Raw genomic sequence first — 23,978 nt, 5'->3', positions numbered from 1 at the left:
GGGGACGCTCCGTACGGCCGGGAGGGCGTGGGCCCCTTCGTCCCAGACCACCTCGCGCTCCGCCCGATCCCAAGCGGGCCGCCATGCGCGCCCCCGAAGGGCGTCATAAGCGGCGCTTCTGCCGGTGCTCCCGGGGTCCACGGGAAGGCACAGGGACACGATGCGCCGGTTCACCACCCCGCCGCCGGCGACGCGGTGCACACGCGGACGTCGGCCGAGGAGACCCGCGGGGTGATGAAGTCCGTACCGGGACGCCGACACCGACACCGACGAGATCCTGGGGGCCGCCCTCACGAGCGTCGACGCGCACGCACCCGTCGGGACCGTCGCTCTCGCGACGCGGCGCGGACTCAGGGCCGCCGCCCCGCGCGACGCGATCCGCACCACCCGCCCCACGTGGGCGGAGGAGGCCTTCGCCGACGTCCTGGTGGCGGTCGTCCGATCCGGCGGCCGGCGCGAGGGGGCGGGCCGGCCGCCGCGTTCACAAGGTCGCGTCCAGATCCTCGGCGTAGTACGCGACGGCGCCCCGGTAGCGAGCGATGTCGGGGTCGGTGCTGCTGTCCGCGAGCAGCGTCAGCAGGATCCGCATGGCCTCGCGGTGTCCGCCGGTGTTGTACAGGGCCATCGCGAGGAAGGTCCGCAGCGCGCCGTCGTGGGGGAAGTCGATGAGGGCCACGCGCAGCAGCCGGACCGCCTCGTCGTAGCGGCCGAGGATCCGGTAGGTGCTGCCCAGGCCGAGCAGCGCGCCGCGCCGGTCGTCCTCGGACAGCCCCGCCCCGCGCAGGGCCAGCTCGTAGAAGGGCACCGCCTCCGCCTCCAGGCCCAGCACGTCGTGCGCCCACGCCGCCTGGTAGGCCACCTGCGCGTCCCCCGGGAACCGCTCCGCGAGGGCGACCAGCTGCTGCCTGGCCGCCTCCGCCTCTCCACGTTCACGCAGCCCCACCGCGGCCGCCAGCAGTGCGTCCCGCCCCTGATCGTTCTCGTTCATGCGCACATCCTGGCAGCCCCGCGTCCCCCTCGTGCACGACACCGGCACAGTGACGACCTGGCGGTATGCGCCCGTTGCCGACCGGTTTCCTCGCTTGCGAAGCCATGTTCCGGAAAGCCCGACTCCGGTTCACCTGAAGTGGTTTGATACCTCGCAGGACGTCGGCGGTGGAGCCGGCCGCCCGGCACGCGCGGGCGGCGGCGACGCGTGCCGCGCGCGTCGGCGGGGACCGGAACGCGTCCCGGAACGGCGAAACGTTCACCGGCGCACCCCGGCTCTGATGTAACGTCCTGCTTCCGCCGCGCGCATGGCCCGCGCGACGCCCGTTCCCACAGGGGGGAATCCCATGACCAAGCACGCCCGCATCGGGGTGGCCGCGTTCGCCGCGGCCTGTGCCACCGCCGTCCTCATACCGACCCAGGCGCACGCCGCCGAGTACAGCTCGGCCCTCAAGATCCGCGGGGCGCAGTACGACGCGCCCGGGCGGGACTCCAACAGCTGCTCCTCCGGCAACACCCGCGCGGAGTACCTGACGATCAAGAACTACTCGGCCTCGGCGACGGTCAACCTCAGGGGCTACGTCGTCAAGGACGCCACGGGCAACCGCTTCGCCTTCACCGCGAACCACTACCTCCAGCCCGGGGACTTCGTGAAGCTGCGCGGCGGCAACGGCACGGACTCGGACAAGAACAACGTGGTCTACCGCGACAACTGCAACTTCATGTGGAACAACGACCGCGACACGATCTACCTCTACAAGCCCTCCGGCAGCCGCTCGGACGTCCACGCGTACACCAAGCGCGGCTCCGACGCGGACGGCGACGGCTACATCCGCTTCCACAGCTGACGCACCGCCACCCCCGCCCCGGACGCCCCCTCCGCGCGGAACGGCCCTGCTCAGGCGGCCGCGGCGCCGGGGACGGGCACGGGGCGGGGGTGGTGCAGGCGCAGGCGGTGGACCCGGCCCGCGGAGTCATGGGTCATCAGCCAGGCGACGGTGGGCGGGCAGTGGTCGGGGTTGTCCGGCGGATTGACGATGTCCATCTCCCAGACGGTCAGCGAGCGCCCGGCGACGGCGTGGACGAGGCGCTGGCGGATCCCGGCGGCCAGGTCGCAGTCCATACCGCGGATCAGCAGGTCCCGGTCACCCACCCGCTCCTTCCCGCTGAGCAGGGCGACCTCGGGGGACCAGCGTTCCCGCAGGAGGTCCGCGAAGTGCCCGCGCTCGGCCGCCGCGAGGGTCTCGTGGGCCTCGGTCCTGCTGGCCCTGGTGCGCCGGGCGGTGTCGTCGTGCGCGTCGTCAGCGGTGGCGGCGAGCGCCTGCGCGAGCTTCGCCCGCGCCTGGCTGAGCCGGCTGCGGACGGTGCCGACGGGCAGCCCGCAGGCCGAGGCGATCTGCTCGTACGAGCTGACGCCGGTGGTGAAGTGGCGCAGCACGAGCGGCAGCCGCAGCGCCGGGGAGAGCCGCTCGACGGCCTCCCAGATCCAGTCCCGCAGCGCGTTGTCCTCCAGCCACCGCTCGGGGCCGGAGTCCGCCGCGCGCAGGACGAGGTCGTCGAGCGGCCCGGTCGGTACCGTCCCGCGCAGCAGCGAACGGGCGCCGTTGCGGACGACCATCCGCAGCCACGGCCCGACCGCGGCGGGGTCGCGGACGTCTCCCACGCGGCGCAGCGCCGTCAGGGCGGCGTCCTGCAGCACGTCGTCCACGTCGGGCCCCGGGCCCAGGATGCTCAGGGCGACGGCGCGCATGCCGGCCCGGTGACGTTCCAGGAGCAGGCCGAGCGCCGCGACGTCGCCGGCCTGCGCGGCCCGGGTGAGCGCCACGTCCTCGGCGCGTGCGTCCTCGGACCCGTTCAGGCTCATCGCGTCCTCTCCGCCGTCGTGCCTCTCCAGCGGATGCTACGGCGTCGGCGCGACGACCCGGAAACGCGTGGTCCGCGGGGCCGCGGCGGCCCTCGCGGGCGCCGCGGCCCCGCCCGGCTCCCGGACGTCGCCGCCCGGACCGGGCCTAACCGGCCTCGCGGACCTCCGCCACGTAGCGCAGCAGGGCCCGCATCCGGTCCGGGGACCACGGCAGGGTCCGCGCGAGTTCCTCGCCGCGCTCGTCCCAGAGCCGCCGCGCGGCCGCCTTGGTCGCCTCACCGTCCTCCCCCGCCGCATGGAAGCGGCTGCCCAGGGCGTCCCATCGTGCGACCAGGTCCGCGGCCTCGGGGTCGTCGGCGGGGGTGCCCGCCTCGGCGTGGGACAGCAGCGCCTCGACGAGCCCGGTCCACTCGGACTTCGCGGCCTCGACACCCTCTGGGCCCATCCCGGCCCTGCGCGCGGCCAGTTGCTCCTGCTGTTCGGAGGTGAAGTGGGTCTCGAACACGGACATCGTCTCCAGGGTCGTCATGAATTGTTCGGGATCGGGCATCGACGCCCCGTCCATCCGCCCCAGGAGCCCGCGGAGCCGCGCGGTGAGCTGCTCGATCCGTCCGGCCTGCGCCTCCAGCGCGGACAGCTGGGCGGTCAGCAGCTCGCGCATGGACCCGAGGTCCTCCGCGGTGTCCGCGAGGACGCGCCGGATCTCGTCCAGCGGCAGCCCGAGCGCGCGCAGTGCCCGCACCCGGTAGAGCCGCCGTACGTCCCGCGCGGTGTAGCGGCGGTGTCCGGAGGCGGTGCGTGCGCTCGCACCGAGCAGGCCTGTCTCGTCGTAGTGGCGCAGCGTGCGGACGGTCGTCCCGGTGGCACGGGCCACCTCGCCGATGCTCCACAGACGCCTGTCGTCGTCGTTCCCGATCACGCGGACAACGCTATGACCTCCCGTTACGGCCGGTTCAAGCCCGCCGCTCAGGGGCGTTCGGGCTTCCGCGCGAGGAGGGTGGCCACGGGGCGCTTGGCACCCGCGGCGGGCTCCTGCACCAGTCGTGCCGTGACGGTGAGGCCGGACTCCTCGATCAGCGCGGCGATCCGCGGGGCCGGGAGCAGGTGCAGACCGTAGGAGACCGGATGGCCGCCGTAGGCGTGCCCCGGGTGGACGTGCTCGTCGTCGCCGGCCCAGCCGGCCAGCATCAGGTGGCCGCCGGGTGCCAGGACGCGGTGGACCTCGGCGAAGACGACGGGCAGCAGCTCAGGCGGCGTGTGGTGGGTCGAGTAATAGGCGAGGGCGCCGCCGAGTTCACCGTCGCCGATGTCGAGCGCGGTCATGGAGCCGACCGTGAAGCGCAGGTGCGGGTGGGCCTCCCGGGCCAGCTCGACCATCCGCGGCGACAGGTCGACCCCGTACGCGGGCACGCCCAGGGCGGCGAGGTGCGCCGTCACGTACCCCGGGCCGCATCCCAGGTCCGCCAGCGGGCCCCGGTCGGCGCTGCGGACGGTCTCGGCGAAGGCGGCCAGCATGGCGCGGGAGAGCGGGTCGAGTCCGTCCGGCCTGCTGACCTTGGCGGCGTAGTCGGCGGCCACGGTGTCGTACGACTCTCGGACCGCCGCGAGATAGGCGTGTTCGGGCACCGTGCGAGGCTACCGGCCGCAAGGGTCAGCACAGCACCCGGAGGGCTCCCGGCCGGATCCGCGCGGTGACCGGGAGGGCGGCCTCCACCTCGCCGTCCGCGCCGTACGGGACCGCTCGGTCGGCCTCGATGCGGATCTCCTTGCCGCGCACGATCTCGACCTGGGGGCGCGCTGTGTGCGCCCCGGTCTTGAGCTCGTTCATCAGCGCGAAGAAGAGCCGGCGCGGCACGTCGTGGATCATGACGACGTCGAGCAGCCCGTCGTCGACCCGGGCGCCGGGCGCGATGGCCCGGCCGGAGCCGTAGTAGCCGGAGTTGGCGGCGACCACGGTGTAGCCGCGGCGTTCGTGGACGACGCCGTCGACGGTGACGCGGTAGGCGGCGGCGCGCCAGCCGGCCACCGCCCGCAGGCCGCCCGCGTAGTAGGAGGCCGGGCCGCGCAGCAGCCGGGCGGTGTTGGCGTGGTGGTTGGCGACCGCGTCGACGCCGGCGTAGACGCTGCCGAGGACGACGGCACGGTCGTGGACCGCCGACTCGACCTCGATGGTGTCGACGGCGCGCGGCTCGCTCCGCAGCAGGATCCGGGCGAGTTCGGCGGGCCCGGAGGGCAGGCCGAGGGCGCGCGCGAAGTCGTTGCCGCGGCCGGCAGGGACGAGGCCGAGGACGGCGCCGGTGCCACTGAGGGCGCCGCCGATGCCGCCCACGATGCCGTCGCCGCCGACGGCGAGGACGACGTGGCCGCGCTCTCCGGCCCGGCGTGCCAGGTCCTGCGCGTGCCGGAGGCTGTCGCTGTAGGCCGTCTCCAGTTCCGCGCCCGCCTCCCGGAGCAGTCTCGCCAGCGGGAGAAGGGCTGCCGCCCCGGTGGAGCCCCCGGCGGTGGGGTTGACGACGGCCGTGAACTGTCGCATGTGGCGTGCCTCCGGGGCGGGGACGGCGGATCGGCGGGCGGGTGTCGGGCCGGCCTGCGGTCAGCGGGCGGGCAGCAGGATGCCGGGGTTGAGGAGCCCGTCGGGGTCGAGCGCGTCCTTGACGGCGCGCAGGGCCTCGATGCCGAGCGGGCCGGCCTCCCGGACGTACCAGTCGCGGTGGTCGGTGCCCACGCCGTGGTGGTGGGTGATGGTGCCGCCCGCGGCGAGGATGGCCTCGTTGGCGGCCGCCTTGGCGGGGGTCCAGTGCGCCACGGGGTCCTCGCCCTGTGCCGAGACGACGGTGAAGTAGAGCGAGGCGCCGTTCTCGTAGACGTGCGAGATGTGGCACATCACCAGCGGCGGGGTGCCGGCCGCCGCCAGCGTCGTGGTGAGGGCCTCGCGCACCGAGTCGTACAGCTCCGCGATCCGGGACCAGAAACCGGCGGTCTCCAGGGTCTCGGCGAAGGCGCCCGCGTCGAGGAGCGAATCCCGCAGGTAGGGGGCGGAGAAGCGGCCGTGCGCCCAGCGTTCGCCGGGCTCCTCGCCCAGGTACTCGCCGCCGCACTCACGCAGTACCGCCGCGACCTGCTCCCGGCGCAGTGCGGTGTCCCGCGCGGTGCCCTCGTAGCCGGCGATCGCCGTGCACCCGGCGGACGCCGCCCCTTCCGAGCCGATGGCGCCGGGCTGGGCGAGGCCGACCATCGTCTCGGTCTCGTCGGACAGGCGGAGCACCGTCGGGCGGGGCCCGTCCTGGGCGAGCCGGCGCAGGGCCGCGGCGCCCTCGGCGAAGGATGCGAAGCGCCAGCCCTCGTAGACCTTGACCTGGGGGATCGGGCGGATCCGCACCGTCACGGAGGTGATGACGCCCAGAGCGCCCTCGGAGCCGAGGACGAGCTGGCGCAGGTCGGGGCCGGCCGCGGAGCGGGGGGCCCGCCCGGCGTCGAGGGTGCCCTGCGGGGTGGCGACGGTCAGGCCCAGCACCATCTCGTCGAAGCGGCCGTAGCCCGCGGAGGCCTGGCCGCTGGAGCGGGCGGCGGCGAATCCGCCGATGGTGGCCCACTCGTAGGACTGGGGGAAGTGGCCGAGGGTGAAGCCCTGTTCGGCCAGGAGTGCCTCGGCCTCGGGGGCGCGCAGCCCCGGTTGGAGGATCGCGGTTCGGGAGACGGCGTCCAGGGACAGCAGCCGGTTCATGCGGCGCAGGTCCAGCGCGACGAAGGGGCGCCGCCCCTGCGGGGCGAGTCCGCCGACGACGGAGGTGCCGCCGCCGAAGGGGACGACGGCGAGGCCGTGTTCGGCGCAGACCGCGAGGACCGTCAGGACCTCGTCGTGGCCGGCGGGCAGCACGACGGCCGCCGGAAGGTCGTCGACGTCGCCGGCGCGGATGCGCAGCAGGTCGGGGGTGGACTTGCCGCGCGTGTGGCGGACCCGGGACTCGGCGTCCGTGCGCACGTGGACCGGGTCGCCCACGCAGTCGACGAGGTCCTGCCGGGCCTCTTCGGCGAGCGGGGACCCGGGTACGGCGATGTCCTCCAGTGCGATGGTCTGCGCGCCTCGGGGCTTGACGCCCAGCAGGTCGCGCAGCAGGCCGATCACGGTGTCGGGCAGCGGGGCCGCTTCGGCCGGGTCGCCCCAGCCGCTCCACAACATGTTCACGGGCTCGTCCTCACCGGTCGATCTGGAGTGCCGTCTTCTGCGGGCCCTCACTGGGCGTTACACTGTGACACATGGCGCCCATTCGTCACAACACCTCGGACAGCGATCCGGTGCTCGACGCGGTCCGCGACTGCGTCCTGGCCGTCGGCGTCCGCCGCACGACCCTGACCGACGTGGCCCGCCGCGCCGGCGTCTCCCGTATGACGCTCTACCGGCGGTGGCCCGACGTGCGCACGCTCGTCGGCGACCTGATGACCCGCGAGTGGGTCTCGGTCGCGGTGCAGGCGATGCCCGAGCGGCACGGGGGCACCCCCATCCGGACACACATGGTCGAGGGGCTGGTGGCGGGCGTGCGTGCCTTCCGCCGCCATCCGCTGTTCGTCAAGATCCTCGACGTCGACCCCGAACTGCTGCTCCCCTATGTGCTGGACCGCCGTGGGGCGAGCCAGGACGCACTGCTGGAGCTCATCGCCGGCGCCCTGGAGGAGGGCCACGCGGACGGCTCGGTCCGCGCCGGCCACGCCGTCCGTCAGGCCCGCTCCGTGCTCTTGGTCGTCCAGTCGTTCACCCTCTCGCTGCGCACCATGACCGACGAGGAGGACCCCGATCTGACCTCCGCGGCCTTCCTCGGGGAGCTGCGGGACATCCTGGAGAGGACCCTCGCCCCATGAGCCCGATGAGTCCCATGCGCCACTCAAGCCCCTCAAACCTCACGAGCCCCGTCGGCCCTTCGGGCCCCGCGCCCGCGTCCTCGCTCACCGCGGCGCGGCGCGCCCGCGAGCTGGCGGGACTCGCCGCCGGCGAGCAGGTGGACGTCCTGGTCGTCGGCCTCGGCGCCACCGGCGCGGGCGCGGCTCTCGACGCGGCGTCCCGCGGGCTGTCGGTCGCCGCGATCGACGCCCACGACCTGGCCTTCGGCACCTCCCGATGGAGCTCCAAGCTGATCCACGGCGGCCTGCGCTACCTGGCCTCGGGTCAGTTGGACGTCGCGTACGAGAGCGCGGTGGAGCGCGGCGCGCTGATGGAGCGCACCGCCCCCCATCTCGTCCGCGCACAGCCCTTCGTGCTGCCGCTGACCCCGCTGGTCTCCCGCGGCCAGGCCGCGCTGGCCTGGTCCGGATTCCGGGCCGGCGACGCGCTGCGCCTGTCGGCCCGGACGGCGCGGGCCACGCTCCCGGCACCGCGCCGGCTGTCCGCGGTGGAGACCCGACATCTCGCGCCTGGCCTGCGCACGGCGGGGCTGCGCGGCGGCCTGCTGTCCTGGGACGGGCAACTCGCCGACGACGCCCGCCTGGTGACCGCGATCGCCCGGACCGCCGCGGCGCACGGGGCGCGTGTCCTGACGCGGGTGCGCGCGGTCTCGCTCGACGGCTCGGGCGCCGTCGTACGCGACGAGCTGACCGGCGAGGAGCACACGATCCGGGCCCGCGCGGTCGTCAACGCCTCCGGCGTGTGGGCGGGCGGCCTGGTCGACGGCGTACGGCTGCGGCCGTCCCGGGGCACGCACCTGGTCCTGCGCTCCGACGGCCTCGGCGACCTGCCCGCAGGGCTGCACATACCGGTCCCCGGTCAGTCCAACCGCTTTGTGCTCGTCCTGCCGCAGGGCGACGGCAGGGTGTACGTCGGGCTGACCGACGAGCCGGTCGACGGTGCCGTCCCCGACGTGCCCGAGGTGCCCGAGACGGACATCGGCTTCCTGCTCGACGTCCTCGGCACGGCGCTCGACGTCCCCGTCCACCGGGGCGACGTGGTGGGGGCGTTCGCCGGGCTGCGCCCGCTGCTCGACTCCTCCGCCGACGGCTCGGGGAGCACCGCCGACATCTCGCGCAAGCACGCGGTGCTCACCTCCGCCGAGGGGGTGGTGACGGTCGTCGGCGGCAAGCTCACCACCTACCGCCGCATGGCCCAGGACGCCGTCGACGCGGCCGTCGCGTCCCGCGGGCTCGGCGCGGGCCCCTGCCGAACCATCTCGCTGCCGCTCGTGGGCGCCGCGGCGCCGCACGTGCTCAGCGGCCTGAAGGCCCCGCGCCGCCTGGTGCAGCGCTACGGCACCGAGGCCCCCGCCGTGCACGCCCTCGGTGCCGCCGACCCCGCCCTGCGGGAGCCGGTCGTCCCCGGCCACCCCGTCACGCGCGCCGAACTGGTGTGGGCCGTACGTCACGAGGGGGCGCTCGACACCGGCGACCTCCTCGACCGTAGGACCCGCGTCGGGCTCGTCCCGGCCGACCGCGAGGCGGCGCTCAAGGCGGCCGAGGAGGCGCTGGCCGGGGCGTGACACCCGGTCCCGGATCAGGTCGCCGCGGCGGGCCCGGGGGTGCGGTCCCCGGCGCGCCAGCCGGCTTCGAGGCGGTCGAGGAGCGTGCGGAACGCGGCGTCCACGCGCTCCTCGTCGCCGTCGGCGAGGAGCCCGATGACCATGCCGAAGGCGGCGTCCACCAGGACGCGCGCCTCGATGCGGGCGCGTTCCCCGCCCATGCCGAGGCCCTCGAAGACGGGGACGACGAGATCGGTCCACTCGCTGATCAGGCCGCCCAGATAGGGGCCGTGCTCCTCGGGCCGCACCATGGAGGAGGCCATCAGCTGGAAGTACAGCGGCAGCAGCGCACGCCGCTCGGGGCCGCGGACCTCCTGCCACAGCGCCTCCGCCAGGCGCCGCATGCCCGACGCGTCCCTGGGTACGCCGACGGCGTCGACGACCTTGCGGAAGCGCAGGATCGGGCGGTCGGCGTCCAGCGCGAGCGCCTCTGAGACCAGGCGTTCCTTGCTGCCGAAGTAGTAGAGGAGCATCCGGTCGCTGGTGCCCAGGGCCTTGGCCATCGGCCGCAGGGACAGATCCGCCAGGCCGTGTGCGACCACGTACCCCCGCACGCGGTCGAGGAGTTCGCGCCGTTTGGCGGGATCGGCCCGTCGCGGCATCGCAGTCCCCCAATTGACCGATTCATGTGGATTGCCTTTTCTTTACCGTAGCACCCGCTACATGTACATTCGATAGATGTAGCGGGTGCTACAGGAGCGACCGTCCGGCTCCGCGCCCCGGCAGCGAAGGGAATGATCACCATGGCCACCCAGGCCGTCGGCACAGACGAGGCGCACTCCCCCGCGTCCTGGCTCGCCAGGCAGTTCCGACTGTGGTCCCGCACCCTGGAGCCCGTGCGCCCCCTGCACGCTCCGGCCGGACGCACCACCGCCCGGCATTCCTCCTGGCCCCTGGCGCACGACCTGACCTCCGTCGGCCGCGCCCGCAGGATGGTCACGGCCCAGGCGGCCGGCTGGGGTCTCGGCGATCTCACCGACACCCTGGAACTCCTGGTCAGCGAGCTGGTCACCAACGCCCTGCGGCACGCGCGCGGGCCGGTCCGGCTGAACCTGCGCGTCCGGGACGCCTTCCTGCGGTGCGAGGTCGAGGACATCAGCTCCCGCGCCCCCGTCCGACGCGTCGCCGACGGCGAGGCGGAGGGCGGACGCGGCATGGAGATCCTCGCCCTGCTCAGCGACGCCTGGGGCACCGACCGGACGGCGACCGGCAAGACGACGTGGTTCGAGCTCACGGTGCCCGCGGCCTGACGGACCGGTCCGCCCCGGTGACACGGCACCTACTCGCCAGTAGCCTCGATTCCGTCGTCAGCGGGCGGGAGATCAGCGGTGAGCATGCCGGACCACAGTGATGTCGAGGCCTTCTACGAGCGGGTGGCGGACGATCGCTTCGTCCCGACCGCCCGCACACGCGGCCCCTGGGACGCCGCGAGCCAGCACGCCGGGCCGCCCGCGGCCCTGCTCGGGCGCGCGGTGCAGACGCGTCCGGGCGCCCGCGAGGACATGCGCCTGGTACGGATCACCTTCGAGATCCACAGCCCGGTACCGCTGGCACCGCTCACCGTGACCACCCGCGTGCTGCGCGAGGGCCGCAGCGTGGAACTGGTCGAGGCTTCCCTGGCCCCGGACGGCGGCGCGGAGATCATGCGGGCGCGGGCCGTGCGCATCCGCGTCGCGCCCGGCACCGTACCCGCCGCGGACCACGGTGGCGAACCCGGTGCCGCAGCCCCCGAGCCCGCCCCTCCCGGCCCCGGACAGGCCCGCCCCGAGCCGTTCTTCCCCGTGCCGTGGGACACCGGCTACCACACGGCCATGGAGACCCGCTTCACCTCCGGTTCCTTCCTCGACCGCGGGCCCGCCACCTGCTGGCTGCGGATGCGCGTCCCGCTCGTCGCGGGAGAGAAGACCGCTCCCCTGGACCGCGTGCTGGTCGCCGCGGACTCCGGCAACGGTGTGAGCAACGTGCTGGACTTCGCCACGCACCTCTTCGTGAACCCCGATCTGACCGTCCACCTCCACCGCCACCCCGTGGGCGAGTGGGTCTGCCTCGACGCCCGCACCACCGTCGACCCCTACGGGGTGGGCATGGCCGAGACCGCCCTGCACGACGAGCAGGGTCCCATCGGGCGCGGTGTGCAGAGCCTGTTCGTCGCCCCGCGCCGCTGAGCCGTGGCGGGGCGGTCGCGGCGACAGCGGCCCGGCGCCGGCCTCAGCGCGGGAGTTCCCGCACCACCGCCGAGGCGACGGCTGCGTCGAGGGCGCCGACGCCCGTGAGGTCGGCGATCGTCACAGCGGTGCCGGTGCGCTCCGGCGGGGCGAGGAGCAGGGTCCTGAGGGGGACGTCGGCGTCCTGCGGGACCGCGCCCGCGCGGACGGCGTGCGCGAGGTCGCCGTGGTGGAGGCACTGCTCGTGGTCGTCGGTGGCGATCTTCACGGTGAAGTCGTCGGATCCGTCGATCCAGCCCGTCTTCACATGGCAGTCGCCGTCCGCGGCGGGGAAGTTCAGGTGTGTCGGCGCCGGCACGGTGGTGCGGCCGGCCGCGTGGGCGATCAGCGCCGCGCGGACGGCGTCCGGCACCAGACCGGGCCGGGCGGCGGCCTCGATCTCCGCCCGGCCCAGGATGGGGACGGTCATCGGCGGGCTCGCAGCCAGCCGTCGAGCGCCTCCAGGGCGGGGGCGGGGTCGCGGCGCGCGATGCCGACGCGGAAGCGGTCGGCCGGCGTCTCGGTGAGCTCGGAACGGTAGATGCTCGCGGGCAGCAGCAGGACCCCTGCCTGCTCGACGAGCCCGGTGCAGAAGCTCTCCACGCCCTCGGCGCCGTGGTAGCGGGGGTAGGCGACGCAGCCGCCGTCCGGTGCCCGCCAGCTGAACAGGTCCTCGAACCCGGCGAAGAAGGCGTCGAAGAGCGGGAGGTTGGCGGCGATCAGGGCGCGGTTGCGGTCCAGGATCCGGTCGCGGGCCTTGAGGGCGATCCGGGCGAGCACCTCGCTCGGCGCGGAGTTGCAGATGGTGGTGTAGTGCTTGGCGCGCTCCAGCCGCGAGCGCAACTGCGGGTCCCGGCAGGCGATCCAGCCGATCCGCAGTCCGGGCAGGCCGAGCGACTTGGACGTGACGTTCAGCGACAGTGCGCGATCCGACAGGTCGGCGGCCTGCGGCAGGGTCCGGGCCGGGTCGCGTTCGAGGCCGCGGTAGACCTCGTCACTGAACAGGTGGATGCCGCGCTCGTCGCAGAGCTCGGCCAGGCGCGCGAAGTCGGCGGCGGCGATGACCTTGCCGGTCGGGTTGTTGGGGAAGTTGACGGAGACGACGCGGGTGTTCGGCCGCAGCGCGGCCGCCACCCGGTCCACGTCCAGGGCCCAGTCCCGCTCGGGGTCGAGCGGCACGCCCGTCACCTCGCACAGCGAGAGCGGCACGGTCTCGGCCGCCTGGTAGTTGGGGGTGACGACGACCGCGTGGTCGCCGGGGCCGAGGAGCACCTGCATCACCAGGTAGAGCGCCTCTTCGGCGCCGGCGAAGCAGATCACGTCGTCGGCGCCGGCGCGCTCGTAGGTCGCGGCGATCGCTTCGCGCAGCCCTGGGTCGCCGTAGGTCTGCGTGTAGCCGAGGGAGAGCGTGTCCCAGGCGTGCCGGTCCTCGGCGTCGGCGAGTTCCAGAAGCTCGGGGAGGGTCATGGTCTCCGCGTCCGAGGCGGTCAGATGGTGCCGGGCGCTGAACTCCCAGCGGGAGAAGTACGTTTCCAGCCGGAAGTCGGGCAGTCGGCTCACGGGTGCTTCCTCTGCGCTTTGAGATCGGCGAGCAGGGCGTAGACGGTGGAGCGGGACGCCTGCAGGGCGCCGGCCACGACGGGCACCGCGCGGCGCATCGCGAACACCCCGGCCCGGTCGAGCTCCTCGAGGATCGCGAGGCGGTCCTCGCGGCCGAGGCGATCCACCGGGCAGCCGTGCTCACGGGTGTACGTGCCGACGGTCCGCTGCACGTGCTCGGTCCAGTCCTGCTCGAAGAGCGGCTCGGGGCGCGGCACGCTGGGCGCGGCGAAGGCGGCGAGCACCGAGGCCGCCTGCTCCAGCGGCGTCCGGTCGAGGTTGACGCACAGCACGGCGGAGGGCTCGCCGTCGGCGTCCCGCAGGACCGCGCTGACGGAGGAGAGCCTGCGCCCGTCGGCGAGCAGCTTCTCGTACGGGCCGTAGACGTCGTGCGCGGACGGGTCCAGTCCGTCGAGCTCGCCCAGCAGCGAGGGGTCGCCCGCGGTACGCCGTGTCATCGGGTTCCAGATCCCCAGCACGCGGTCGTCGGCCACGTCGTGCAGGACCACCTCGGCGTACGGGCTCAGCAGCAGGGCCACGGCCTGGCACACCGGTGCCCACTGCCGCACCCGGGGGTCGCTCTCGTCGACTCGCGCCTTCTCCATGACTGGACTGTAAGTCCAGCCTGGACGAAAAGTACAGCCCCTGTCTAAGCCGCGTCGAGGTCCCGGTGGATCGCGCGGGAGACGGCCTGGATGGTGGCGATGCCGGAGGCCATCGTCTTGTCGCCGTCGGTGAGGACGGTGATGGTGTAGTCGTGCCCGCCGCCGGTGAACGCACCCAGGCTGTGCACACGCCAGCCGTGGGTCGCGCGGGAGAGCCAGCCGTTCTTGACGTGCACGACCGCGGAGCCCGGGGCGCCCGCGGGGGTGCCCCAGCGCTGGGAGGGGACGACCTCGCCCATCAGTTTGAGGGCGTAGGCGCGCGCGTTGTCGCCGAGCACGGCGTTCGGACGCGTGAGCAGGTCCATCAGCTTCTGCTCGTCCCCGGCGGTGATCTGGGTGAGTCCCCAGGCCCCGGCGCCGCCCGGCGTGGTGTGGTTCATCCCGGCCGCGGCCAGGAAGTCGCCGACCTCGGCGACGCCGAGCTGCTTCCACAGCGCGGTCGTCGCGTCGTTGTCCGACTTCGTGATCATGGCGGTGGCGAGTCCGGCCTCGCGGGAGGTGAGGTGCCGGTGGTGCTGCTGCGCGTCCCGCAGGAGGGTCGCCAGGACGGTGACCTTGACCGTGCTGGCGGAGTCGAAGTGCTGGTCCGCGCGCAGCGTGCACGCCGTCCCGGTGGTGCGGTCGTGCAGGGAGACGGCGGTACGGGCGGTGCCGCCCGCCAGCGCCTTCGTGATGTCCCGCTGGAGTTCCGCGGCCAGGCCCGGAGCCGCGGAGGCGCAGCTCACCTCGGGCGTCGCTGAGGCCGCCTCCGCCGTCGCGGCTCCCGCGGCCACGGGGACCGCCACGCCCGCGACGACCGCGGCCGCCACGGCTCGCCGGGATATTCGCGTATGACCCATGTCACTCCGTCCGTCGGGTTGCTTCAGGCCGGGCTGACTGCCCAGTGTGGGCGGACGGTTGGACAGAGCGGGATGTGATGTCGGCTACGTCCGGCCGGGACGGCGACGGCTGCGGCGAGCCCGCCGCGGCAAGGTCTCCGGCCGGCCGGAGGGTTCACCACGGCGTCCCCTGGGGGCAGGCTCGCGGCCGCGGCGGGAGGCGGTTCCACGAGGCCGTCACGGTGTTCCCCCTGCCGCGAGTCCCCCCATCCGTCCGGTTGTTGACGGCCTGTCAGTCGCGACGGAGCGGCAGCCGCAGGAGGTCCCTGTCACCCGGGGGGCGAGCGTCACCCCCGCCCTGGGCAGCCGCCCCGTGGCGGGTTCCCGGGCGGGGCCTCACACCTCTGTCCGAACCGTGGCGATATGACCCGAATGTGATGAAGCTCGCACGCGCCCGATCACCCCCGGCGATTACCTCCGGCGTCATCGACCAGCCCGCAGGGGCCCCGGCAGGATCAGGGACGTCGGGCAGAACGGACGCCGGACCCCACGACACCCAGGGAGCAGCCATGACCGCCTACGCCGTCGGCCACCTTCGTCCCGCGCGGCCCCACGAGGAGGTCTTCGTCTATATGGAGCGCATCCAGGACACCCTGGACCCCTTCGGCGGCCGCTTCGCCGTCCACGGGGCGACGGTGGAGGTCGTCGAGGGGCAGTGGCCGGGGACGATCGTCCTGATCGAGTTCCCGGACATGGAGCGGGCGCGCGCCTGGTACCGGTCGGACGCCTACCAGGAGATCCTCCCGTTGCGCACCCGCCACCTGCACGGCGAGGTCGTCCTCGTCGACGGCGTCGGTGCCGGCTACGACGTCACCAGGACCGCCGCGCGGCTGAGGGAGGAGGCCGTGCGGACGGGCGCGCTGCCGGCGTGACCCGCCGCACCCCGCACGCCCGCCGGGCTCAGCCGCCGGGACGGCAGCCGGAGGTGTGGGAGGCGGCTTCGCCGGCCGCCGTGGCGGCGTCGCCTGCGCGGATGGCGTCCAGCAGGCGCGCGTGGTCCATGCGGTCCCCGGGGCGCAGCACGGGGGCGCCGAAGTGCTCCTTCAGGGAGTCCCTGACGACCTGGCCCAGGTCGGCGTAGAGCTCGGCCAGCACCTCGTTGTGCGAGGCGGCCACCACGGCGAGGTGGAAGGCGCTGTCCGCGTCCACGAAGGCGTCCCGGTCACCCGAGTCCCACGCGCGTTCCCGCCGGCCCAGCAGCGTGCCGAGCCGGGCGAGGTCCTCCGCCGTGCGGCGTGTCGCGGCCAGGCCGGCCGCGGCCGACTCCAGGGCGCCGCGCACCTCGGCGACGTCCCGCTGCCCGGCCTCCTCGAAGCGGCGCCGCATCACCCCGGCCAGCTCGCTGGTCGCGGCGACGTACGTGCCGGAGCCGTGGCGTATGTCCAGCAGCCCGTTGTGGGCGAGGGCGCGCACGGCCTCGCGGACGGTGTTGCGGGCCACGCCCAGCTGCCGGACGAGTTCCGGCTCCGTCGGGATGCGCGAGCCCACCGGCCAGGCCCCCGAGGTGATCTGACGGCGCAGTCCGGAGACCACCTGCTCGAAGAGCCCGGAAGGGCGGGACACGGGACGTAGACTCATCCCATGATTATACGCCGCAAGGTCCCGGCGCGGTCGGCGCGACGGCGCGATCCGGCCCGGGCGGGCGGCCGCGGCCTGGCGGTGGCGGCGCTGCTGCTGGTGGCGTTCAACCTCCGTCCCGCGGTCACCAGCCTCGGCCCCGTCCTGGCCGAGGCGCGCTCCGCCCTCGGGATGAGCGGTGCCGCGGCCGGGCTGCTCACCTCCGTGCCGGCGCTCTGCTTCGCCCTGGTCGGCGTCGCCGCGCCCCGGCTCTCCCGCCGGTACGGGCCCTCGGCGGTCGTCGCGGCGGGTACGGCCGTGGTCGCCGTGGGACTCGTGCTGCGGCCGCTCTCCGGCGGCACCCTGCTGTTCCTGGCACTCAGCGCCCTCGCGCTCGCCGGGATCGCCGTCGCCAATGTGCTGCTGCCGGTGGTCGTCAAGCAGCGCTTCCCCGACCAGGTCGGCCGTATGACCGGCCTGTACTCCATGGCGCTCAACCTGGGCGCCGCGGTCGCGGCCGCCGCGACCGTGCCGCTTTCCGGGGCGTTCGGCGGGCAGTGGCGGTGGGGGCTGGGGGCCTGGGGTGTGGTCGCCGCACTCGCCGTGCCCCCGTGGATCGTGCTGGCACGCCTCCGTACGGCGGACCGGCCGCCGCGGACCGCGTCGGGGGCAGGCCCCGCGCCCGCGCCGCCGCCCGGTCCCGCGTCCGGCCCGGGGCCCGGCGCCCGAATGACCCGCTCCCCCACCGCCTGGGCCCTCGCCGCGTACTTCGGCCTGCAGGCCGGTGCCGCCTACGTCGTCATCGGCTGGCTGCCCCAGATGTACCGCGACGCGGGGCTGCCTGCCGGCAGGGCGGGCCTGCTGTTCGCCGTCACCTCGCTGCTGGGGGTGCCGCTGTCCTTCGCGCTGTCCGCCCTCGCGGGGCGGCTGCGGCGGCAGAGCGGCATCGCGGTCGCCCTCGGCGTGTTCGGGCTGGCCGGCTACGCGGGGCTGTGGGCGGCGCCGGCCGCCGCGCCCTGGGTGTGGGCGGTGCTGCTCGGCGTCGCCAACTGCTCGTTCCCGCTCGCCCTGACGATGATCGGGCTGCGCGGCCGGAACAGCGCCACGGTGGTACGGCTCTCCGCCTTCGCCCAGAGCACCGGCTACCTGCTGTCGATCCCCGTCCCGTTCCTGGTCGGCGCGCTCTATGAGCGCACCGACGGCTGGCGGGTCCCCCTGGTCTTTCTGGCGGTCCTGATGGTGGCGCAGCTGGCCGCCGGCGTGCTCGCGGGGCGGGACCGCAGCGTGGGCTGACCGCGTGGATCACCAGGGCAGGGGGCCGTCCGGGCCGGAGAAGGCCCCGGTGGGACCGTCCGGCAACTCCCGGTAGGGGTCCTGGCCTGCAGCACACGGTGCCGCCCCGAACTCGTCGGCCGGGGCTCGGGCTTGTCCGTGCTCACGTACCACGTTCCGGCCGCGTTCTCCGGGCTGCTCTTCGCCCGGCTCGCCGACGCGCTCGGCTGGGGCGCCGGCTTCTGGCAGCTGACCGGCCTGCCCCTGCTGGGGTCTGGCCGGGCTCGCGCTGGTCGACACCTCGAGGACGGTCGTACCGAACCGGGCGTCCGCCCGCGGCCGCTAGGCCGTGTCGTCACATGCCCTCCCCCAACCTTCGGCCGGGGGTGCCCCCGCGCTGCGTCGCCGAATCGTCCGAGTAGCCCGTAGCCCGCTGCGAGGACGATCCTCCGCCTCGCGGTGCACCGCACCTGGGAGCGAGCCCCTCCCAGCGTCAGCTGGGGGAGCTCACGTGACGACAAGGCCCGGCCCGGAACGGGCAGGTCACTGACCGACCCTGCCGTCGACGCACTCGCGCAGCAGGTCGGCGTGGCCGCAGTGGCGGGCGTACTCCTCGACCCTGTGCACCAGCAGTTCCCGGACCGCCATCCCGTCCTTCCCCACGCGCACGCCCGGCTCCGGGTACCGCGCCAGCGCCGCGTCGGTCTCGGCCTGCTCGCGCTCCAGATCGCGGAACGCGGCGTCGACCACGGCCTGGTCGGCCACGGCACCGTCGAAGTCCGCGTCACGCGGGCCGTACAGCTTCGGCAGGGGTTCGCCGTCGCTGATCCAGTTCCGCCAGTCGCGTTCCACCTCCGCGAGGTGCCTGACCAGGCCGAGCAGCGACATCGTCGACGGCGGGACCGAACGACGGGCCAGCTGCCCGGCGTCCAGGCCCTGGCACTTCATCCGCAGGGTCATGCGATAGCTCGTCAGGTAGTCGTGGAGGGTCGCGAGTTCGCCCTCCGGACTCGGGCCGTCCGTGTTGCGGGGGTCGTCGTCCGGGTCGACCCACATGTCGGGGTAGACGGTCGCCCGGGTCCATCGCGTCGCTTGATCGGTCATGCCCCGCATGCTGGTCCCTCACGGCCCGGGTGCGCCACCGGGTTTGCCCGGAGCAGCTAGCCGAGGTGCTCGGCGACACTCTCGAACTGGACGGCCATGCCCGCGAGGGAGCCGGACTCCATGTGGTCCATCACGCGCCTGCGCGCACTGGCCAGGAGCGACGGGTAGGCGGCCTCCAGCCGTTCCAGCCCGCCCGGCGTCAGGGTCGCCACGCTGCCCCGCGCGTCCACCTCGTGACGGCGCTTGGCCACCCAGCCGCGTGCCTTCAGCGAGTCGACCACCCGTGAGATGCGGCTGGCCGAGAGGCGGGTGAGCTCGGCCAGATCGATCATCCGCAGTTCGCGGTCCTTGGCTTCGGACAGGAACATCAGCACCGAGTACTCGGACAGCGTCAGCCCCGTCGACTTCAGAAGGTCGTCATCCAGAGCCTTCGGCAGCGCGGTCATCACACGCTGCAGGGCACGCCAGAAGCGTTCTTCTTCTGCGTCCAGGGGAGCATCCGCCGTCATTGCCATAGCTTAACCCGCCGGTACGGCGCCTACGGCCCCCTCGTCCGCGTCAAGAACACGGGCTCGGAACCGGCCATATCCAGTTGAATCGTTGACCACTTCCTCGCGGCCGGGTCAGGCTGGGAGGCCTCAAAACCCCGTCGTCCCGCCCGGGGTCACGAAGGAGAGTCATGCACGGATTCGGTTGCCAGCGCGCCGCGGCGGCCGCCGCGGCGATCGCCGCCGGCCTTCTGCTGGGGCCGGCCCCCACCTCGGCGTCCGCGACGTCCGGCCCGATCGCCGTGGGCACGGGGGACTCCCGGTGCACCACCGCGGGCAGCCTCTGCGTCTTCGAAACGGAGTGGTTCACGGGACGCACGGCGCTCTACCAGGACGTCGACACCGAGTGCGTGACGGCGCCGTTCGGGATCCTCGCGAACATCAACATGACGGACCGGCCCGTCACGTTCCACAAGGACGCGGACTGCACGGGCTTCTCGACGACCGAGCCCGCGGGAAACCTCCACTCCTGGAAGTCCCTCGGCCCCATGTACAGCTTCCGCGCCTGACCGCCCGCACGCCCCGCTGACGGCGCGCTTCGGGCGGCCGATCCCCCGCCCCCTCGCGGCGGCCCGCTCAGGGACGCCGTCGGGGGTCGGCGAGGGGGCCGGTCGTCACCAGGGAAGCGCGCCGTTGCGGTCGAAGTAGCCGCCGGTCGGGCCGTCGGAGCCGACGAGCGCCATGCGGACGATGATCTCGGAACCCTGCTCGACCGTCTGGAAACCGGTGTTGCCGTTCAGGTCGGTCTTCGTGAAGCCCGGCTCGACCGAGTTGATCCGGAAGTCCGGCAGCGCCTTCGCGTACTGCACGGTGATCATGTTCACCGCCAGCTTCGACGCCGGGTAGTCCATGCCCGGGAACATGTAGGCCGGCTGGTCCGGGTCCGCGACATGGTGCAGCGAACCCAGACCGCTGCTGACGTTGACGACGACCGGGGAGGCGGACTTCCGGAGCAGCGGTACGAAGGCGTGGAGGACGCGCACGACACCGAAGACGTTGGTGTCGAAGGTCTTCCTCATCTCGTCGGCGGTGGTCTCCACGGTGGGCACGACGCTGTTGTCCGCCCGGCGCACCTCGATGCCGGCGTTGTTGATCAGCACGTCCAGGCCGCCCTGGGCCTCGACCGTCCGCACGGCGGCGGCGACCGAGTCGTCGTCCGTCACGTCGAGCTGCACGAAGGACGCGCCCAGCCGTTCGGCGGCCTGACGGCCCCGCTCGGCGTCACGGGCGCCTATCCACACGGTGTGGCCCTCCGCGATCAGGCGGCGCGCGGTCTCGTAACCCAGGCCCTTGTTGGCTCCCGTGATCAGTGTGGTCGTCATGGTGTCACTCCCGACTCAGGTGTGTTCGTTCTCCGACGCATCCACAGTGCGGCGCAGCGGGGCGCGCAGGGAGTCGTCTCGTTTTCCTGGGACTCGCGGTACCAGCCCCCTTCCGTCCCACGCGCCGCCGGGCTGTGACGCGGTCCACAGGCTCTGCGGGACCGTACCGGACCCCGAGGTCCGGTACGGTCGTACATCCGGACCCCAAGGTCCGGATACTCTCCCCCACGAAGGAGCATCTGTGGCGATCCCGCGTGCCCGCGTCAGTGAGGCCCTCCGGGCACTGGTCTTCGAGCCCGAGCCCGGCGTCGCGCTGGACGAGGTCCTCGACCGCTACTACGCGCCCGACTACACCCACCGCAACAACGGCGGCGTCCTGACCCGCGAGCAGTTCGCGGCCATGGTCGCCGGCCTCCGCAGCCGGATCACCGGCGGCACGCTGACCGTCCTCGACGAGGTCTGCGACGGCACGACGTACGCCGAACGGCACACCTACCGCGTCAGCCTGGCGGACGGCTCGACCCTGCACCGCGAGGTCGCGGTCTTCGGCACCCACGCCGAGGACGGCCGCTTCCGGCACCTGAGCGACGCCGGTTTCGACCTCCCCACCGACACCCGCTGACGCACCCGACCGCACGACCGCACGACCGCACGACGCAGGAGCGACCATGCCCCGACTGACCGACCCGGACCCGGCGTCCTTCCCCGACGACGTCCGTCAGTACCTGACCACACTGCCGCCCGACCCCATGGTCAAGATGCTGTCCCACTCGGCCGGCACCGTGAAGCCGTTCGTGGAGCTCGCCCGGGCCCAGGTCACCGCCCAGCGTCTGCCGGCCCGTTCGCGTGAACTCGTCATCCTCACCGTGGCCGCCTGCACCGAGTGCGCCTTCGTCGCGGCCCAGCACGAACCCGTCGCGCAGTCCGCCGGCGTCGACGAGACGACCCTCCGCCTCATCCGGGCGGGCGACCTGGACAACCCTGCCATCGCCCTCCCCGACCGCGCCCTGATCCGCCTCGCCGCGGAAGTGGTGCGGCACCCGCGCGTCAGCGACGAGGTGTTCGGTCTGGCCCGCTCCTTCCTCAGCGAGCGCGAGTTCGTCGAGGTGCTCCAGGTGGTGGGCTACTACTGGTCGTTCGCCCGGATCGCCACCGTGCTCGACGTCGAGGTGACCAGGGTCTACCGCGACGGCGAGGTCCTGGACACCCCCGCGGACACCGGCACGGCGGAGGTGCCGCCGGCGTCGATGCGGTAGCCGACGCCGGGCACCGTGGTGATGAGCCATGGTTCGCCGAGGCGCTTGCGCAGTGCGGAGACCGTGATGCGGACGGCGTTGGTGAAGGGGTCGGCGTTGTCGTCCCAGGCTCGTCCCAGCAGCTCTTCGGCACTGATGACACCGCCTTCCGCGGCGACGAGGACTTCCAGGACGGCGAACTGCTTGCGGGTGAGCGCGACTTGGCGACCGTCGCGGAAGACCTCCCGGCGGAAGGGGTCCAAGCGCAGGCCCGCGATCTCGCGGACCGGCGGCCGGGCGTGCGCGCGTCTGCGGTCGAGCGCCCTCAGCCGCAGGACGAGCTCCCGCAGCTCGAACGGTTTGGTGAGGTAGTCGTCCGCGCCGAGCCCGAACCCGGAGGCCTTGTCGTCGATCCGGTCGGCGGCGGTGAGCATGAGGATCGGGATGCCGCTGCCGGAGGCGACGATGCGCCGGGCGACCTCGTCGCCGGACGGGCCCGGGATGTCGCGGTCGAGGACCGCGAGGTCGTAGGAGTTGACGCTCAGCAGTTCCAGGGCCGAGTCGCCGTCGCCGGCGATGTCGGCGGCGATCGCCTCCAGCCGCAGACCGTCACGGACGGCCTCGGCCAGATAGGGCTCGTCCTCCACGATCAGTACACGCATGCCCGAAGCCTAGACAGCACGGCATATCGCCGGTGTATGCAACGGCGGGTGCACCCCGGACGCGCGACCCGGCCCGCGGACGACGGGCCGCCGCCGCACGCCCGGTCAGCGGAGTTCCGAGGCAGGCGCGAGCCCCCCGGCCCTGGGCCGGGGGGCTCGCGGATGGGGCGAGGCCCTACGAAGTGGTGCGGTAGGCCCCGGTGCCGTCCGCGAGCAGCCGTTCGGCGTCGCGTGGCACCGCGAAGGCGTGCCCGCCGGCCGCGCGGGATATGCGGAACGTCGTGCCCTCCCGGCCTTCGGCGGCCGAGACGCCGGTGACCTTGCCCGCGCGGTCCACGGTCACCGTGTCGCCGGTGACGAGGGTGACCGTCCGCGCGGGGCCTCCGGAACCGGACCCCGCGCCGAACACCGACCCCGGACGGAGCACCGGGCGGGACGCGCCCTCGGCCGGAGCGGCCTGGACGTTCACGGCCGCCCCGTCCAGCAGGGCGGTGGCGAGCGCGACTGCGGTGATCGGGCCGAAAGCGCCTGCCGGCCTTGGTCTCTCGGGGTTCAAGGCGTGCCTTTCTTCCGCTGCCGGCCCGGGCGGCCGGTGCTGGTGGGAGGAGCCGGTGCGGACACGTGACGCACTGCTCGCGCCGGACGGAACGCGCGTCATGGAGCGCCTCACACCGGCGGCGGGACCTCGGGAACGGGCGGTTCGGCGAGCGCGGCCGTCAGACGACGCGCTTGCGACCCCGCAGCAGAATGAAGACCGCCACTCCGGCGGCGAACGCGAGGAGGACCGAGGCGTCCAGCCACTGCGTGGTGCTCACCTGCGACAGGGGCAGGTAGTCGACGGAGTGGCCCACCACGTCCTTCTGCCGGAAGCAGACCTCGGCGGCCTTCGCGGAGGGCTCCTGAACACAGGTGCTCAGGGGCAGAGTGTGTCCGGAGCCCGTCAGGTACGACTGGTCCACCTCCAACCCGCCCGCGGGAACGGCCGGTGCCGAACCGCCGTGCCCCGAGCGGCTGACGATCCTCACCGGTTCCGCGAAGGCCAGGCGGTGCATGGACCAGGCCACCTGGACGGCGACCGCGAAGAAGAAGGTCACGACCATCGAGAGCAGGGTGCGGCGCAGGACCATGCCGATCGCGACGCCGCCCAGAACGGTGAGGACGGTGAGCGCGACGGGCACGGGGCCGGTGTTGGTGAAGACCGTCAGGTCCCAGCCCATCCTCCCGTCCTGTTCCGTCAGCGGCGTCCACCACGCGTCGCACACGAGGGAGAGGGCGACCGTGCAGACGACGACCACGGGGACGGTGACACCCAGCTTGGTGGCGAGCCAGCGGGCGGGGCTCGCGGCCTGGGTGGTGACGAGCTTGGCCGTGCCGCTCTCCAGGTCACCGGCGAGCAGCGGGGCGCCGAGGAACACGCCGGCGATGACGGGTACAAGAAGCAGGCCCAGACCGGCCTTGAGGGTCTCGGCCTGATAAGGCTGTATGTCCTCCATCCATGTGTCGGGGGAGGAGTGCGGCCAGCCCTTTGCGGTGAGGTGGTCGAGCAGGCCGGCGCGCTGGTAGAGCATCCACGCCACGGCG

28 protein-coding genes are annotated in these 23,978 nt (G+C 73.8%); 10 read left to right on the top strand and 18 right to left on the bottom strand.

Annotation, left to right across the window (positions count from 1 at the left end; translation table 11 throughout):
* Positions 1-481: 481 nt before the first annotated feature.
* Complete coding sequence (locus tag PV342_RS13085) at positions 482-988, bottom strand: tetratricopeptide repeat protein (RefSeq protein WP_386994824.1); 507 nt, start codon at positions 986-988, stop codon at positions 482-484.
* Between the two features lie 346 nt (positions 989-1,334).
* On the opposite strand from PV342_RS13085, the gene PV342_RS13080 reads away from it, so the two are divergent.
* Positions 1,335-1,835 (top strand): lamin tail domain-containing protein, encoded by a 501-nt coding sequence (locus tag PV342_RS13080; RefSeq protein WP_018557934.1) that lies wholly within the window; start codon positions 1,335-1,337, stop codon positions 1,833-1,835.
* 50 nt (positions 1,836-1,885) lie between these two features.
* On the opposite strand, the gene PV342_RS13075 is transcribed toward PV342_RS13080, so the two are convergent.
* The 5 genes from PV342_RS13075 to PV342_RS13055 all read right to left on the bottom strand — a co-directional run bounded on the left by PV342_RS13075 (position 1,886) and on the right by PV342_RS13055 (position 7,037).
* A complete protein-coding gene (locus PV342_RS13075; protein WP_386994821.1) occupies positions 1,886-2,851 on the bottom strand; it encodes an RNA polymerase sigma factor in 966 nt (321 codons plus the stop codon).
* Between the two features lie 145 nt (positions 2,852-2,996).
* Positions 2,997-3,770 carry a MerR family transcriptional regulator gene (locus PV342_RS13070; RefSeq protein WP_400801341.1) on the bottom strand — a complete coding sequence of 258 codons (774 nt, stop codon included), beginning with the start codon at positions 3,768-3,770 and terminating at the stop codon, positions 2,997-2,999.
* Between the two features lie 47 nt (positions 3,771-3,817).
* The gene (locus tag PV342_RS13065; protein ID WP_400801343.1) at positions 3,818-4,477 is read right to left on the bottom strand and encodes a class I SAM-dependent methyltransferase; all 660 of its coding nucleotides are present in this window, start codon (positions 4,475-4,477) and stop codon (positions 3,818-3,820) included.
* 25 nt (positions 4,478-4,502) lie between these two features.
* Positions 4,503-5,384 (bottom strand): diacylglycerol kinase family protein, encoded by an 882-nt coding sequence (locus PV342_RS13060; RefSeq protein WP_500317175.1) that lies wholly within the window; start codon positions 5,382-5,384, stop codon positions 4,503-4,505.
* A 60-nt stretch (positions 5,385-5,444) separates the two neighbouring features.
* On the bottom strand, positions 5,445-7,037 hold the full coding sequence (locus PV342_RS13055; protein WP_400801346.1) for an FAD-binding oxidoreductase: 1,593 nt from the start codon (positions 7,035-7,037) through the stop codon (positions 5,445-5,447).
* Between the two features lie 71 nt (positions 7,038-7,108).
* Between PV342_RS13055 and PV342_RS13050 the strand changes: the two genes are divergently transcribed.
* Together PV342_RS13050 and PV342_RS13045 are read left to right on the top strand one after the other, a co-directional pair.
* Positions 7,109-7,708, top strand: coding sequence for a TetR/AcrR family transcriptional regulator (locus PV342_RS13050; protein WP_026250767.1), 600 nt, complete (start codon positions 7,109-7,111; stop codon positions 7,706-7,708).
* A 5-nt stretch (positions 7,709-7,713) separates the two neighbouring features.
* Complete coding sequence (locus PV342_RS13045; RefSeq protein ID WP_500317334.1) at positions 7,714-9,312, top strand: glycerol-3-phosphate dehydrogenase/oxidase; 1,599 nt, start codon at positions 7,714-7,716, stop codon at positions 9,310-9,312.
* Between the two features lie 14 nt (positions 9,313-9,326).
* On the opposite strand, the gene PV342_RS13040 is transcribed toward PV342_RS13045, so the two are convergent.
* The gene (locus PV342_RS13040) at positions 9,327-9,953 is read right to left on the bottom strand and encodes a TetR family transcriptional regulator (protein ID WP_500317172.1); all 627 of its coding nucleotides are present in this window, start codon (positions 9,951-9,953) and stop codon (positions 9,327-9,329) included.
* A gap of 141 nt (positions 9,954-10,094) precedes the next feature.
* Between PV342_RS13040 and PV342_RS13035 the strand changes: the two genes are divergently transcribed.
* A complete protein-coding gene (locus PV342_RS13035; protein ID WP_400801354.1) occupies positions 10,095-10,601 on the top strand; it encodes an ATP-binding protein in 507 nt (168 codons plus the stop codon).
* 84 nt (positions 10,602-10,685) lie between these two features.
* On the top strand, positions 10,686-11,516 hold the full coding sequence (locus PV342_RS13030; protein WP_500317333.1) for a thioesterase family protein: 831 nt from the start codon (positions 10,686-10,688) through the stop codon (positions 11,514-11,516).
* Positions 11,517-11,559: 43 nt separating this feature from the next.
* Here the strand turns inward: PV342_RS13030 and PV342_RS13025 are convergent, their stop codons facing one another.
* The 4 genes from PV342_RS13025 to PV342_RS13010 are packed head-to-tail and all read right to left on the bottom strand — an operon-like array spanning position 11,560 to position 14,658.
* A complete protein-coding gene (locus tag PV342_RS13025) occupies positions 11,560-11,985 on the bottom strand; it encodes a hypothetical protein (RefSeq protein WP_400801356.1) in 426 nt (141 codons plus the stop codon).
* Complete coding sequence (locus tag PV342_RS13020; protein ID WP_400801358.1) at positions 11,982-13,115, bottom strand: aminotransferase class I/II-fold pyridoxal phosphate-dependent enzyme; 1,134 nt, start codon at positions 13,113-13,115, stop codon at positions 11,982-11,984. Before PV342_RS13020 ends, PV342_RS13025 begins: the two co-directional genes overlap by 4 nt.
* A complete protein-coding gene (locus PV342_RS13015) occupies positions 13,112-13,759 on the bottom strand; it encodes a helix-turn-helix transcriptional regulator (protein WP_400801360.1) in 648 nt (215 codons plus the stop codon). The genes PV342_RS13020 and PV342_RS13015 overlap by 4 nt, the downstream gene beginning before the upstream one ends.
* Positions 13,760-13,803: 44 nt before the next feature.
* On the bottom strand, positions 13,804-14,658 hold the full coding sequence (locus PV342_RS13010) for a serine hydrolase (protein WP_500317169.1): 855 nt from the start codon (positions 14,656-14,658) through the stop codon (positions 13,804-13,806).
* Positions 14,659-15,206: 548 nt separating this feature from the next.
* Here PV342_RS13010 and PV342_RS13005 point away from each other — a divergent pair.
* Positions 15,207-15,569, top strand: coding sequence for a DUF1330 domain-containing protein (locus tag PV342_RS13005; protein ID WP_329190055.1), 363 nt, complete (start codon positions 15,207-15,209; stop codon positions 15,567-15,569).
* 28 nt (positions 15,570-15,597) lie between these two features.
* On the opposite strand, the gene PV342_RS13000 is transcribed toward PV342_RS13005, so the two are convergent.
* Complete coding sequence (locus tag PV342_RS13000; RefSeq protein WP_396347569.1) at positions 15,598-16,275, bottom strand: FadR/GntR family transcriptional regulator; 678 nt, start codon at positions 16,273-16,275, stop codon at positions 15,598-15,600.
* Positions 16,276-16,278: 3 nt separating this feature from the next.
* Here PV342_RS13000 and PV342_RS12995 point away from each other — a divergent pair, with 3 nt between their 5' ends.
* Positions 16,279-17,547, top strand: coding sequence for an MFS transporter (locus PV342_RS12995; RefSeq protein ID WP_500317167.1), 1,269 nt, complete (start codon positions 16,279-16,281; stop codon positions 17,545-17,547).
* 522 nt (positions 17,548-18,069) lie between these two features.
* Here PV342_RS12995 and PV342_RS12990 read toward each other — a convergent pair.
* Both PV342_RS12990 and PV342_RS12985 read right to left on the bottom strand, forming a co-directional pair.
* Positions 18,070-18,630 carry a DinB family protein gene (locus PV342_RS12990; RefSeq protein ID WP_400801367.1) on the bottom strand — a complete coding sequence of 187 codons (561 nt, stop codon included), beginning with the start codon at positions 18,628-18,630 and terminating at the stop codon, positions 18,070-18,072.
* A gap of 56 nt (positions 18,631-18,686) precedes the next feature.
* Positions 18,687-19,139 (bottom strand): MarR family winged helix-turn-helix transcriptional regulator, encoded by a 453-nt coding sequence (locus PV342_RS12985; RefSeq protein WP_037731435.1) that lies wholly within the window; start codon positions 19,137-19,139, stop codon positions 18,687-18,689.
* A gap of 170 nt (positions 19,140-19,309) precedes the next feature.
* Between PV342_RS12985 and PV342_RS12980 the strand changes: the two genes are divergently transcribed.
* On the top strand, positions 19,310-19,687 hold the full coding sequence (locus PV342_RS12980) for a hypothetical protein (RefSeq protein WP_500317165.1): 378 nt from the start codon (positions 19,310-19,312) through the stop codon (positions 19,685-19,687).
* Between the two features lie 105 nt (positions 19,688-19,792).
* Here the strand turns inward: PV342_RS12980 and PV342_RS12975 are convergent, their stop codons facing one another.
* Complete coding sequence (locus PV342_RS12975; protein WP_400801372.1) at positions 19,793-20,500, bottom strand: SDR family oxidoreductase; 708 nt, start codon at positions 20,498-20,500, stop codon at positions 19,793-19,795.
* Between the two features lie 241 nt (positions 20,501-20,741).
* On the opposite strand from PV342_RS12975, the gene PV342_RS12970 reads away from it, so the two are divergent.
* Entirely contained in the window at positions 20,742-21,122 is a 381-nt protein-coding gene (locus PV342_RS12970; protein ID WP_500317163.1) for a nuclear transport factor 2 family protein, read from the top strand.
* Between the two features lie 46 nt (positions 21,123-21,168).
* Positions 21,169-21,756 carry a carboxymuconolactone decarboxylase family protein gene (locus PV342_RS12965; protein ID WP_400801376.1) on the top strand — a complete coding sequence of 196 codons (588 nt, stop codon included), beginning with the start codon at positions 21,169-21,171 and terminating at the stop codon, positions 21,754-21,756.
* Here PV342_RS12965 and PV342_RS12960 read toward each other — a convergent pair.
* From PV342_RS12960 to PV342_RS12950, 3 genes are all read right to left on the bottom strand, one after another.
* Positions 21,681-22,397 (bottom strand): response regulator transcription factor, encoded by a 717-nt coding sequence (locus PV342_RS12960; RefSeq protein WP_400801378.1) that lies wholly within the window; start codon positions 22,395-22,397, stop codon positions 21,681-21,683. The two genes, PV342_RS12965 and PV342_RS12960, sit on opposite strands and share 76 nt — an antisense overlap.
* Before the next feature lie 175 nt (positions 22,398-22,572).
* Positions 22,573-22,953 carry a hypothetical protein gene (locus PV342_RS12955; protein WP_400801380.1) on the bottom strand — a complete coding sequence of 127 codons (381 nt, stop codon included), beginning with the start codon at positions 22,951-22,953 and terminating at the stop codon, positions 22,573-22,575.
* 160 nt (positions 22,954-23,113) lie between these two features.
* Positions 23,114-23,978: ABC-2 membrane transporter-related protein (locus PV342_RS12950; protein ID WP_500317160.1), on the bottom strand; the 865-nt coding region annotated here is incomplete at its 5' end.

Source organism: Streptomyces sp. PA03-3a, from assembly GCF_033792735.1.
GTDB lineage: Bacteria > Actinomycetota > Actinomycetes > Streptomycetales > Streptomycetaceae > Actinacidiphila.
The sequence above is the reverse complement of the archived record's forward strand: the minus strand, read 5'-3'. Positions and strand labels throughout refer to the sequence as shown.

What these genes read in the sequence shown, in the direction of transcription:
- PV342_RS13010 (WP_500317169.1), bottom strand. Translation starts at nt 14,658, where the DNA reads ATGGGTCATACGCGAATATCCCGGCGAGCCGTGGCGGCCGCGGTCGTC.
- PV342_RS13005 (WP_329190055.1), top strand. Translation starts at nt 15,207, where the DNA reads ATGACCGCCTACGCCGTCGGCCACCTTCGTCCCGCGCGGCCCCACGAG.
- PV342_RS13050 (WP_026250767.1), top strand. Translation starts at nt 7,109, where the DNA reads ATGGCGCCCATTCGTCACAACACCTCGGACAGCGATCCGGTGCTCGAC.
- PV342_RS13000 (WP_396347569.1), bottom strand. Translation starts at nt 16,275, where the DNA reads ATGAGTCTACGTCCCGTGTCCCGCCCTTCCGGGCTCTTCGAGCAGGTG.
- PV342_RS12990 (WP_400801367.1), bottom strand. Translation starts at nt 18,630, where the DNA reads ATGACCGATCAAGCGACGCGATGGACCCGGGCGACCGTCTACCCCGAC.
- PV342_RS13060 (WP_500317175.1), bottom strand. Translation starts at nt 5,384, where the DNA reads ATGCGACAGTTCACGGCCGTCGTCAACCCCACCGCCGGGGGCTCCACC.
- PV342_RS12985 (WP_037731435.1), bottom strand. Translation starts at nt 19,139, where the DNA reads ATGACGGCGGATGCTCCCCTGGACGCAGAAGAAGAACGCTTCTGGCGT.
- PV342_RS13015 (WP_400801360.1), bottom strand. Translation starts at nt 13,759, where the DNA reads ATGGAGAAGGCGCGAGTCGACGAGAGCGACCCCCGGGTGCGGCAGTGG.
- PV342_RS12965 (WP_400801376.1), top strand. Translation starts at nt 21,169, where the DNA reads ATGCCCCGACTGACCGACCCGGACCCGGCGTCCTTCCCCGACGACGTC.
- PV342_RS12980 (WP_500317165.1), top strand. Translation starts at nt 19,310, where the DNA reads ATGCACGGATTCGGTTGCCAGCGCGCCGCGGCGGCCGCCGCGGCGATC.
- PV342_RS13040 (WP_500317172.1), bottom strand. Translation starts at nt 9,953, where the DNA reads ATGCCGCGACGGGCCGATCCCGCCAAACGGCGCGAACTCCTCGACCGC.
- PV342_RS12975 (WP_400801372.1), bottom strand. Translation starts at nt 20,500, where the DNA reads ATGACGACCACACTGATCACGGGAGCCAACAAGGGCCTGGGTTACGAG.
- PV342_RS13085 (WP_386994824.1), bottom strand. Translation starts at nt 988, where the DNA reads ATGAACGAGAACGATCAGGGGCGGGACGCACTGCTGGCGGCCGCGGTG.
- PV342_RS13045 (WP_500317334.1), top strand. Translation starts at nt 7,714, where the DNA reads ATGAGTCCCATGCGCCACTCAAGCCCCTCAAACCTCACGAGCCCCGTC.
- PV342_RS13025 (WP_400801356.1), bottom strand. Translation starts at nt 11,985, where the DNA reads ATGACCGTCCCCATCCTGGGCCGGGCGGAGATCGAGGCCGCCGCCCGG.
- PV342_RS13075 (WP_386994821.1), bottom strand. Translation starts at nt 2,851, where the DNA reads ATGAGCCTGAACGGGTCCGAGGACGCACGCGCCGAGGACGTGGCGCTC.
- PV342_RS13080 (WP_018557934.1), top strand. Translation starts at nt 1,335, where the DNA reads ATGACCAAGCACGCCCGCATCGGGGTGGCCGCGTTCGCCGCGGCCTGT.
- PV342_RS12995 (WP_500317167.1), top strand. Translation starts at nt 16,279, where the DNA reads ATGATTATACGCCGCAAGGTCCCGGCGCGGTCGGCGCGACGGCGCGAT.
- PV342_RS12960 (WP_400801378.1), bottom strand. Translation starts at nt 22,397, where the DNA reads ATGCGTGTACTGATCGTGGAGGACGAGCCCTATCTGGCCGAGGCCGTC.
- PV342_RS13030 (WP_500317333.1), top strand. Translation starts at nt 10,686, where the DNA reads ATGCCGGACCACAGTGATGTCGAGGCCTTCTACGAGCGGGTGGCGGAC.
- PV342_RS13035 (WP_400801354.1), top strand. Translation starts at nt 10,095, where the DNA reads ATGGCCACCCAGGCCGTCGGCACAGACGAGGCGCACTCCCCCGCGTCC.